The sequence below is a fragment of the Methanomicrobium sp. genome (assembly GCF_055145805.1).
Map to the genome: position 1 here is coordinate 24,061 of NZ_JBSREC010000132.1, position 11,086 is coordinate 35,146.

Below are 11,086 nucleotides of genomic sequence, written 5' to 3' on the forward strand. Positions count from 1 at the left end.
GTTATAAAAAAGTAGAAATTCTATAATGATGTTAATATATATTGATGGGCTTTCTGAGATGGCTGGGGAAGAAAATACGAATTAAACTAAGTTTTTATTATCCTGTTAATGAAGATAAAGTATCAAATTATGCACGCAAGAAGGCAAGATATTATGCAAATAATAGTTATCTACATAATACTGTAAAATATTTTAAAGGCAAAAAAAATTATTACAAAGTCAAAATTATAACTGAAAAATACAGTGGTAAACAGATCTGGAAAATTTCAAGAAAAAAAAAGGTTTTTTCAAAAAGTTATGATTCATTAATTGGACTGGTATTTATTTTATTAGTGTTTTTGGTCTCTATTACTGCAGTAAACACAATATTTCCTACAGAAGTTGAGCAGATAGATACAAAAAATCTGATCCAAATAGCAGAATCAACACCATTGGATGGACTATTATATGGTTTAGATATTAAAGACCGTGACGAAATATATTTGACAGGTCCATCAGAGAGAAGTTATTATTATAAATACGGAGATCTTGAAGGTTATATTGATTTTACCCTTTACGATGGATTTTATAGTGATTTAAAGGAACAATCACACACCTACTCAAATGATGAGATAGAAGTATATGAAAAACTTCTGCAAAATAAATACCAGGACAGATATTTACAGCCATTTGTTGACGCAATAAAAACAAAAACATCCTTGCAGGATGAACAAGTAAGAATTGCAGTTAGCATAGTCCAGCATTTGGAATATAGTAATAATTATTGGAACTCCTATGACTGGAAGTATCCATATGAAACCCTTTACAACAAAAAAGGTGTTTGTTCTGATAAATCAGTCTTATTAGCCTATTTAATTGGAAAACTAGGGTATGATGTAGTAATCCTCAACTTTGATCAGGATTCTCATGAAGCAGTTGGAATAAAGACTTATGATGGTCTCAATTTTAAAAATACTGGGTATTCTTTTATTGAAACAACAACTCCTACAATTATCACTTATGAACCAAAGGATTATTATGGAATTAACGGAGGTCTTACAAGTCCCACAGACATTATAGACCTATGGGACGGAACTAAAATACTAACCGTTAAAGATGATAGTAGAGACGCTAATCTGCTTTCAGAATATGATAATAAATATTTACTCGAACAATCAGAGTATGATTCGTGGTTGTATTTAGTTAAAAAATACGACATTCAGGTTAATGAGCCAGACTAATAGAGAAGCAGTAAAAAAACTAAAAAATATTAACCTTTTTTATCAGCAGATAAATTATTGATAATTTCCTGCTGATATTTTGTAATCATCATAAATTCAGCAACATCTTTTTCTTATTGTCATATATTAAAATTTATTTCCCTGCCTGTTAATGCATCAATACAGACTATCCTTTCCTCATATCCCACTGCCACAATGACTCTGAATACCGGATAATAAAAAGTATTGAATTCAATAGTTTCAGAAGTAGGCTCAATAACCTTAAAAATAGTCCTGATATCACCCTCGTCAACTATACTTTTTTCAGTCAGTCCATCATCCAAAGGCCCCATTCCAAGATCAGGGAAAAGATCTCTGGTTTTTAAAGAAGGCAGCGGATGAGACACAAGAGGAACATAGACCGGTTTTTCAGATTCCCCTATCGTCTCAGACTGCGTGATTAATTTTTTATTTTCAAGATTTGATAATGATTTTTCAACAGTTTTTTTATTAAACCTTGTCTGTGCTTCAAGCCCGGCAGCGGTCTCTCCCTTAATCGACATTGCATCAAGAATTACTATAGAAGGTTCATCAAGACCAATGTACTCAGAAATACACGGTTTGTGTTTAAACCCTGAGGATAATTCAACCCCCATGCCGTTTCTTCCGTCTATCAAAAATGAAGATTTCTTTGCAGACTTTTTGATGAGTCCTCCAATGTACTTGACGGAGACATGAATCAAAGGGACATACACTATATCAGCTGACAAAATTTTTTCATCCACCCCAAAACCCAGTCTTTTTTTCTTCAGTCTCCCAAGTACAATTTCAAGGGCTTCATCTCTCTCAATAAGAGGGACCACAGCTTCCTTTTTTATTCTCTCGGCAATAAGCGGTTTTGATCTTCTGGGGGGAGACTTCGGTTTTGCGGCAGGTTTTTTTTCAGAGACTTCTTCTTTTATTTTTACTTCTTTTAACGGAGTTAATTTTTCCTTTTCATTCACTAAAACAATTTCATCTGTTATGATCTCCACAGATTCATCATCAGGATTATTATGAAAATCCAGATCCAAATCATCGGATTCAGGCTCTTCAGGAGACTCATCCGCCTCTGTAATATCTCTGTATTCCAGAAGTGGTGTTATTCCACAATGCTGTGTTTCGCGATTCCCAAACCTCATCTTTGTCTTCTCTGCAATCAGACTTCCCATTATATAAAAATCACCGGGATTTAAAGTGGTTAACTCCTCAACTTCCTGTTTTGAGCTGAAAAACAGACCTACCGCCTTTAGATCATTTTCAATTGAAAGCTTTCCGATAATCTGACTATTACACTGCGAAAGAACATTTTTTGTGACAATTGCCGGCCTTTGTGTTGCAACCATTATCCCAAGCCCTCTCTTTCTGCCCCTTCTTGAAATTTCCTCAATCTTTTTTATCGAGTCTTTTGACTGTGGTATGAATTTATCTGCCTCTTCAACTATCAGAAGATATGGTTTTCTCTGTTCGGTTGCAACATCATAGAGAGCATGTACCATTTTTGTAACACGTGGTATCATGTCCACTTCAGATACATCAAAAATAACAGGCCTGCTCTCTGAAACTGCTCTCTGTAAAATATGATGAATATTTACCTTTTCAATATCATAGTCCATCTTTATCCCGTCGCATTCCGAATCTCCCCCCTGCGCACCTATCCACCATATATTATCAAATTTTTCTTTGAGTGAGTAATATTCCCCTTCAGTATCTATAAGACAAAAACCAATCTTGTTTCTGCACATTTTCTCGCAAAGAACTGCAATACTCCAACTTTTTCCGGCTCCCGACTGGGCAATAATGCAGGTCCTGCCGGTAACAAGCTCCTGTGCATCAACAAAAAATTCACGCCCTCCGGCTTTTCCTATTTTAATTTCCATATATTTCCTTATCTCGATATTTAGGATTCAAAAGCTTTTAAGAATATTTGTTTGTGTAAATTTTAAATTCGCTATACAACCGAAAAAAATTTAAATATAATTTCTTTTTGAGTTAATTTTAAATTGTCTGCTGTCAAGTATAGCATGCCGGCCTTTTCCCGTATAATGTGAAACACTGGTTCTTTAACCAACAGGAAACCGTCCGGCACATTTTATCTTTCCTGACTTTTTTGATAAATCAATAATTAAAAATAAACTGATATCAGTTATTTAATTAAAAAAGGTGAAATAAGAATGCCCGATTACCACGAACAGGTTTACCAGCCCGAAGATGATACCTATCTGCTATTAAAATGTGCATTAAAAGAAGCAGGGCCGGAGGATAAGATACTGGAAGTCGGGACAGGAAGCGGGCTCATTGCTAAGGAGATGTCAAAAATATCAAAGAATACTATTGCTGTTGATATAAATCCCCATGCATGTATCTCTGCAAAACGAACAGGAGTTGAAATCATAAGATGTAATCTCCTCTCCTGCATTAAAGGCAAATTTGATCTGATATTATTCAATCCCCCCTATCTTCCGACAATGCCTGAGGAAAGAGTCAGTGACTGGCTTGAATATGCACTTGATGGCGGAGAAACCGGACGCGAAACCATTGAAAAATTTGCAGATATGCTCGGAAATATAATGTCTGAGAACGGAAGATGTCTTCTTTTAGTCTCTTCACTCACAGGAATTAAAGAGATTTCAGATTATCTCTCAAATCTGGGTCTTTTATCTCTTATAATAGCAGAAAAACAGGTTGAAGATGAAAAACTCTTCATATTAAGGATAATACACGATATGTGCAGACTTTAATTTTTAAACAGTGGAAAAAAATATTTTCATCTACTTAATATGCATACTATCATGAAAAGAAAAAAAATTACATTTTTGAATAGAGTTTATTGAATAAAGCCATTTAATGGAATTTTTTTCAAATTAAAGGACAAAAATAAATATAATAAACCATGATAATAAAAGGAGGTAATATTATGGACGAAGTAGTAATTATCGAAAGTGAATTCACCCCGGTAAACTGGTGGATCTTTCTTCTTCAGGGGCTTATTGCAATAATATTTGGAGGAATTGCACTTGTATGGGCACCGATTGTCGTTGATGTGTTTGCGTATTTTATCGGAGCACTCATCATTCTCTACAGTATATCTACAATTCTCAAAGGTTTTGTGAAAAAAGATGAGGCCAAAACAAGGGCAATACTTATTGTTGTTGGAATTATAGGCCTCCTGATTGGTATTTTAGCTGTTTTAAATATTGAAATATTATGGCTGACAATAGCTGTATTAATCGCAATGTGGGCTTTTATTACGGGTTTTGGTGATCTCTGGCTGGGTCTTACTGCAGAGAAAGAAAACGGATGGTATCGCATTCTTCTTGTAATATCAGGCATAATTGCCCTGATTCTGGGTATGTTCCTTGTAATATTCCCAATAATGGGAACAGTTTTAATCGTTCAGGTAATTGGTCTGTTTACAATAGCAATGGGTATTGTAGGCATTATTACCGGATTTATGGTACAGGGTAAATTAAGCAACTAAATAAATTTACCAGATAAAAAAACCTGAAAATTCAGGTTTCACTTGTCTTTTTTTAAAAGGTTTCAGCTTCTCATAAAAAGAGAATCAAGTTTTGATCTTGAAAAAACAATTATTGTGGGTCTGCCATGAGGACAAGTATATGGCAGCTCGGTTTTTGAAAGCTGGGTTATCAGACGTGACATCTGCTCTTCTGTGAGAGTTGAACCGGCCTTTATAGCCGCTCGGCATGCGATTGTTGTTGTTATTTTTTCCTTTTTTTCTTCAAGTGTCTTTGTATTTTCATCCATCAGATCAAAAATAATATCCCTGATGATTTCAGTCCCTATTCTTTTTCCAAGGATCATAGGAACTGATCTTACTGCAAATGTATTCTTTCCAAACTCCTCAACTAAAAAACCCTCATCAGCAATAAATAAAATGTTAGAAAGTAAAACTTCAGCTTCATGACTTTTTAGTGTTAAAATGGCAGGCACCAAAAGTTCCTGTGAATTTTTACCTGAATTTCTGACTTTTAAGATCTGATCATAAAGAATTCTCTCATGGGCCGCATGCTGATCAATTATTACAAGTTCATCACCTTTTGCGGATTTCATTCTTGCAATAATATATGCTGAGTCATACTGCCCGATTACTTCCATAGGAGGAAGCTTCATCTCACCGGAGTTATTTTCCTCAAAATTTTCAGTAAGCCTTAACTGATTATCAGTTGCTGAAAAACGTGGATGATAACCACTCTTATGTTCAGCCTTTATTTTTCCAGTTGAATGCGGGATTTCGTACCGGGTTGTTTCGGATTCTACCTGGAAAATAGATTTTTGAGATTCTTCAATATTATATGATACTTTTTCACTACTGTTATCCTTTCCTGAAATATCATTTATGAGATTTCCCGATTTTAAAATTTCACGGACAGTGGATGATATCTCATCAACTATCTCCTTTTCCCTTGACAACCGAACTTCTCTTTTTGCAGGATGAACATTGACATCAACGATTGCTTTGTCAATTATAATGTTTAAAAATGCAGCAGGATATCTTTCTTTTGAAAGAAGAGTCCCATATCCTCTTTTAATTGCCCTAATAATTACCGGAGAAGAGACAGGGCGATTGTTTATTGAGATAAATATCTGTCTGGAGTTTGGGTAATTAAGATTTTGTACAGAACAAAGACCGTCAATCATCATAAAGGGGCTTTTCGACCTGACAAAAAGAAGATTATCAGTCATATCCCTGCCATGAATATATGAAACTGTCTCAAGGAGAGAATCAGTCCTTATTGTTGAAAGTTTCTCCTTGCCGTTATGAATCAGCTGAAAAGAAACCGATGGATTTGCAAGTGCTGTGTTTTCCATTGCAGCGTAAATATGATTGAATTCGGTCTGCCTTGACTTGAGAAATTTTTTCCTTGCAGGAGTATTAAAGAAAAGATTTTCGACAAGTATTGTTGTTCCGTCAGGTGCACCAATATCCATAACATCAAGAATATTTCCACCCTCAGCCAGAATTTTTGTTCCGGTAGATACTTCAGACAAACGGGTCTTTGTAATCATTGTAAATTTAGAAACACCTGAAATACTGGAAAGAGCCTCGCCACGAAATCCCATTGTGTGTATGTTTAAAAGATCAGATACATCCTTTAATTTACTTGTTGCATGACGTTTCAGAGACAGAAGAGCCGAATCCCTGTCCATACCAAGACCGTCATCAACAACTCTTATTCTGAATATTCCTCCGGAATCAGAGCCTATATCAACCTTTATTGTAGTTGCACCGGAATCCAGGGAATTTTCAATAAGCTCTTTTACAACAGACGCAGGTCTTTCCACTACCTCTCCTGCTGCAATTTTATTTATTGTCGCCTCATCGAGAATTTTAATGTCCTGTTTTCTCATATTTTCTTTCAATTATCTTCAGCTCCGGACTCATCCTTTAATCCATATAAAAATACAAGTGCTTCCCTGGGACTCATAGAGTCAGGGTCAATCTGCTTTATTTTTTTCAAAACCGGATCTTCTCCTTTTGGAGGTGAAACTGGTTCAGGACTGTCTATTAAAAGCATCTGTGTGTATCGGGGCATTTTTCTGCCTTTATCAAAACAGTACTCTTTCTCCTGTTCTTCTTTTAAAACAGCTTCCGCTTTTGCAATAACTTTTTTTGGTATTCCTGCAAGCCTTGCCACATGAATACCATAACTCCTATCGGTTGCACCGGGAATCAGTTTCCTGAGAAAAACCACATCATCTCCTGTCTCCTTAACTGCAAAATGATAATTTTTAACTCTTTTCAACTCGGCCTCAATATCAACCATCTCATGAAAATGCGTTGCAAAAAGGGTTCGCGGACCCGCCGACTCCCGGCCATGCAGATATTCCAAAACTGCCTTTGCAATCGAAAACCCGTCAAGAGTACTTGTACCCCTTCCTATCTCATCAAGAATTACAAGACTTCTTTCTGTAAAATTATTGAGGATATTTGCAAGTTCAACCATCTCAACCATAAATGTACTCTGCCCGCTTGAAAGATCATCAAAAGCACCGACTCTTGTAAAGATCCTGTCAACGATACCTATCACCGCATTATCGGCAGGCACATAACAGCCCATCTGTGCCATTATACAGATAAGCGCCACTTCCCGCATATATGTGGACTTACCTGCCATGTTAGCCCCGGTAATAATCAGAATCTGGTTATCTGAAGCATCAAGTCCTGTATCATTGGGAACAAAACTATTCTGAAGATTTCTTTCAACTACAGGGTGTCTTCCATTGCTCACAATAAGGCGCTTGGAATCTTCTATTACCGGACGAACATAATTATTTGAATGCGCAATTCCGGCAAGAGTACAGAATACATCAAGAATACCGATGTTTCTTGCAGTCTTCTGCAATTCTTCCACCTGAAGCTTAAGTTTCTCAATCAGATTCTGATAAATTTCATTTTCAAGAGCAGAGAGTTTTTCTTCTGCGTTTGCAATCAGGGACTCTTTCTCCTGTAATTTTGGGATTGTGTACCTTTCAGCATTTGAAGTAGTCTGCTTTCTTACATATTCGGAAGGGACAAGTTTTGCATTTGACTTTGTAATCTCAAGGAAGTATCCGAATACTTTGTTGTATCCTACTTTAAGTGTCTTTATACCTGTTCTCTCACGCTCAGACTGTTGGAAATCCGCTATCCAGTCTTTTCCTGACACTGCAATATATCTGAGTTCATCAAGTTCAGGATTATATCCATCACGTATGATTCCGCCCCCCTTTAGAAGCAGAGGCGGTTCGTCACATATGGCACGTTCAATAAGTGACTTCACCTCAGTCATTTCACTGATATTTTCAAGAGATTTTTTTATCAGCTCAGGACTATCTGAATCAGCGGATTTTAAAACCTGTTTTATTGAGGGAATTTTGCCCAGGGAGTTTTTAAGTGTGACAAGATCACGCGGACCTGCGTTTCCATATGATATCCTGCCTGCAATTCTTTCAATATCCGAAAATTTATTGAGACTGTTACGCACAGAGAAGCGAAGCATCGGAGTATCAACAAAAAATGACACTGCATCAAGACGCCTGTCTATCTCTACTTTTTCTATAAGAGGAGCAGTGATGAAATTTTTTAATATTCTGCTTCCCATTGGTGTTTTTGTGTCGTCTAAAACCCCACAAAGTGATGTGTCTTTACCCTTTGACCTTATATTTTCCAGAACCTCAAGATTACGAAGAGTAATTTCATCAAGAATCATATTACCTGAGGGAACTCTTGCTGAAAATCCCTTTATATGACCAAGTTCTGTCATCTGTGTTTCACAAGCGTATGAAAGACATGCACCGGCAGCAGAGACAGATGCATCCATTCCCATACACCCATAACCTTCAAGGGAGGCTACTTTGAAATGATCCATTAAATATTTTCTTGCAAAATCCGGATTAAAAGCTGATTCCTTATATTCCGTAATAATAATACCATATTGTTTAATATTTTCAGATAGTCCAGATAATTCTGTGGAAGAAATAATGCATTCAGAAGGACTGTATTTTACAATCTCTGAATTTAAATCAGAAAAACCGTTTTTAGAACTGCATGAGGATATGAAAAAATCTCCGGTTGAGATATCCAAAAAAGCAGTACCATATTCCTCCCTTTTTTTGTCGTGGAAAACCGACATCAGATATGAAGAATCTATTGTTCCAAGCATTCCGGAGTCTATTATTGTACCCGGTGTTATTATCCGGACCACGTCACGTTTTACAATTCCTTTGGCTTTTTTCGGGTCTTCAACCTGATTGCAGACAGCAACCCTGTATCCTTTACGAACAAGACGCGCTATGTATAACTCTCCCGCATGGATAGGAACACCTGCAAGAGGCATTTTTTCTCCATTCAAGTCCCGGCCTCTTGATGTAAGGGTTATTTCCAGTTCCCTTGATACAGTTTCTGCATCTTCACCAAAAGTCTCATAAAAATCACCCATCTGAAAAAACAGAACAGTTCCGGGATACCTTTTCTTCATCTCGTAAAACTGCTTCATTGCAGGTGTTGGACCTTCTTTGCTCATCCTTCTTTTATATTGTTCCCATAGCATTATGAGTGTTTTGAGACTGACAGTTATTTCAAAAACAAATAAACCACATGATGCTACCAGCCACAGAACAATCATTTTTCAGGTCTTGATTATGATCCAATTCTTTGAATGCTTAGTAAAACCCTCGCATATAGCATCATATGGTTTATGAGATATGTTTTCTGACATATTCAAATCCAAATAAACATAAAATCACTTCATTTTTAATCATAAACAAGGCAAAATGGACAATAATGACTGAAAATATTTATGTTCCAGATATCTTTCAAAAAAGTGAGACATAACATACGAATCAAGATCATTCTAAATCATTTCTTTAGTTCTGTGACTTTAATTTATCAGGAACAGCACCCCGCTCCATCAAAAAATTGTCCCAGCTTTAAAATTATAAAAAAGACAATTGAATTTAAAAAAATCAGCCTGTAACTCAATATGAAATTTCATACTTTCACCCTGCACGGATTTTCATTATTAAATACCAGGATGTAATTTGAGATATTATTCAAGACAAACACAAATTTGTAAAAAAAATTAAAAAGCAAAAATTTTGAACCATTCATAAAATGAAAAAAAAATGAAAAACCCAACTTGCGCAGAATGTATATTCTGCGAAAAAGTTATTAACATTGAGATATGAAAGAATTAAGCATGCAGGGCGACTATTTTTCAGAATGGCTAAAACGCTTCCTTCACCACCTGAGAATGAGAAATTACTCGCCAAGAACAATCAAAAGTTATGAAGGCATCATAAAAAAATTCGGCTACTACATGTGGGTCAGAAGAAACAGAGGAATGGAAAAACTCGCAATGTACTGGACAGACATGGGAAATGCAAGACTTGATACAGAAATTGACTCAACTCCCATTTTGATAAATGACTTTCTTATGTTTATCTCATCTGAGAAAAACTACAAACCTGCAACACTACAACGCGTAATCTCTTCATTAAGCTCATTTTACAGATATTGTTACACCCAGGGGATAATCGAAGCCAACCCCATGGCAGGAATAGACAGACCAAGAATAAAAGATAAAGAAATCAGATATTTAAAACACAATCAGGTCATAAAATTGCTCGAATCAATACAGGATGAGAGAGATCGCCTTATAGTAAGAACTATTTATGCAACAGGAGTTCGTGTATCCGAATTATGCTCAATAAATCTGAAAGATATTGATTTTGAAGACCATACCATCCGCGTTAAAGGTAAAGGTGGAAAAATTCGTCTTGTATTTGTTGACGAAGAAACACTAAGAGAAATAAACAAATATTCTGCCGGAAATATCGACGGTCCTTTATTTATAGGGCAGCAGGGAAAAAATATCTCTCCAAGAACTGTTCAATATATCTTCACAAAATACGCTCCCTCCGGCATAACGCCACATAAAATAAGGCACAGCTATGCAAGTGAACTCTATAAAAGATCAAAAAACCTGCGTGTGGTTCAGGAAAACCTTGGGCACAGTTCAATTCAGACAACCGAAATTTACCTGCACACAGATATAGATGAAAGAAAACAGGTGTATCAGAAATATTTCCCTCTTTCAGACAATAATAATTAATCTAACATTTTTTCCGGTTTTAACAGATTAATTAAATCTATAATTAAACCAAAAATCTTCTAAAAAATCTCTAATTTGTTCATTTATTCTCCATAACACTAAATCGGGTCCCAGGAGAAACTATTTTTAAAACGATAATTACTATGAATTATTAAAAAAACAGATAATGAGACCCCCTGAGGAAGATGCAAAAATCCGGGGATGACAAAAATACATCATTTCTCTAAAAAA

7 protein-coding genes are annotated in these 11,086 nt (G+C 35.9%); 4 read left to right on the forward strand and 3 right to left on the reverse strand.

What is annotated here, in order from left to right:
- The first annotated feature begins 44 nt into the window (after positions 1-44).
- Positions 45-1,220 (forward strand): hypothetical protein, encoded by a 1,176-nt coding sequence (locus ACTB1O_RS12135; protein WP_462995405.1) that lies wholly within the window; start codon positions 45-47, stop codon positions 1,218-1,220.
- 119 nt (positions 1,221-1,339) lie between these two features.
- On the opposite strand, the gene ACTB1O_RS12140 is transcribed toward ACTB1O_RS12135, so the two are convergent.
- The gene (locus tag ACTB1O_RS12140) at positions 1,340-3,118 is read right to left on the reverse strand and encodes an ATP-binding protein (RefSeq protein WP_462995406.1); all 1,779 of its coding nucleotides are present in this window, start codon (positions 3,116-3,118) and stop codon (positions 1,340-1,342) included.
- Positions 3,119-3,412: 294 nt separating this feature from the next.
- Between ACTB1O_RS12140 and ACTB1O_RS12145 the strand changes: the two genes are divergently transcribed.
- Positions 3,413-3,979: a HemK2/MTQ2 family protein methyltransferase gene (locus tag ACTB1O_RS12145; RefSeq protein ID WP_462995407.1), complete on the forward strand. Its 567-nt coding sequence runs from the start codon at positions 3,413-3,415 to the stop codon at positions 3,977-3,979.
- 176 nt (positions 3,980-4,155) lie between these two features.
- Positions 4,156-4,719, forward strand: coding sequence for an HdeD family acid-resistance protein (locus ACTB1O_RS12150; RefSeq protein ID WP_462995408.1), 564 nt, complete (start codon positions 4,156-4,158; stop codon positions 4,717-4,719).
- A gap of 62 nt (positions 4,720-4,781) precedes the next feature.
- Here the strand turns inward: ACTB1O_RS12150 and mutL are convergent, their stop codons facing one another.
- On the reverse strand, positions 4,782-6,623 hold the full coding sequence (mutL, locus tag ACTB1O_RS12155; RefSeq protein ID WP_462995409.1) for a DNA mismatch repair endonuclease MutL: 1,842 nt from the start codon (positions 6,621-6,623) through the stop codon (positions 4,782-4,784).
- Positions 6,620-9,265: a DNA mismatch repair protein MutS gene (gene mutS / locus ACTB1O_RS12160; RefSeq protein WP_462995410.1), complete on the reverse strand. Its 2,646-nt coding sequence runs from the start codon at positions 9,263-9,265 to the stop codon at positions 6,620-6,622. The genes mutL and mutS overlap by 4 nt, the downstream gene beginning before the upstream one ends.
- A gap of 675 nt (positions 9,266-9,940) precedes the next feature.
- Between mutS and xerA the strand changes: the two genes are divergently transcribed.
- Entirely contained in the window at positions 9,941-10,855 is a 915-nt protein-coding gene (xerA, locus tag ACTB1O_RS12165) for a site-specific tyrosine recombinase/integron integrase (protein WP_462995412.1), read from the forward strand.
- The last annotated feature ends 231 nt before the right edge of the window (positions 10,856-11,086 follow it).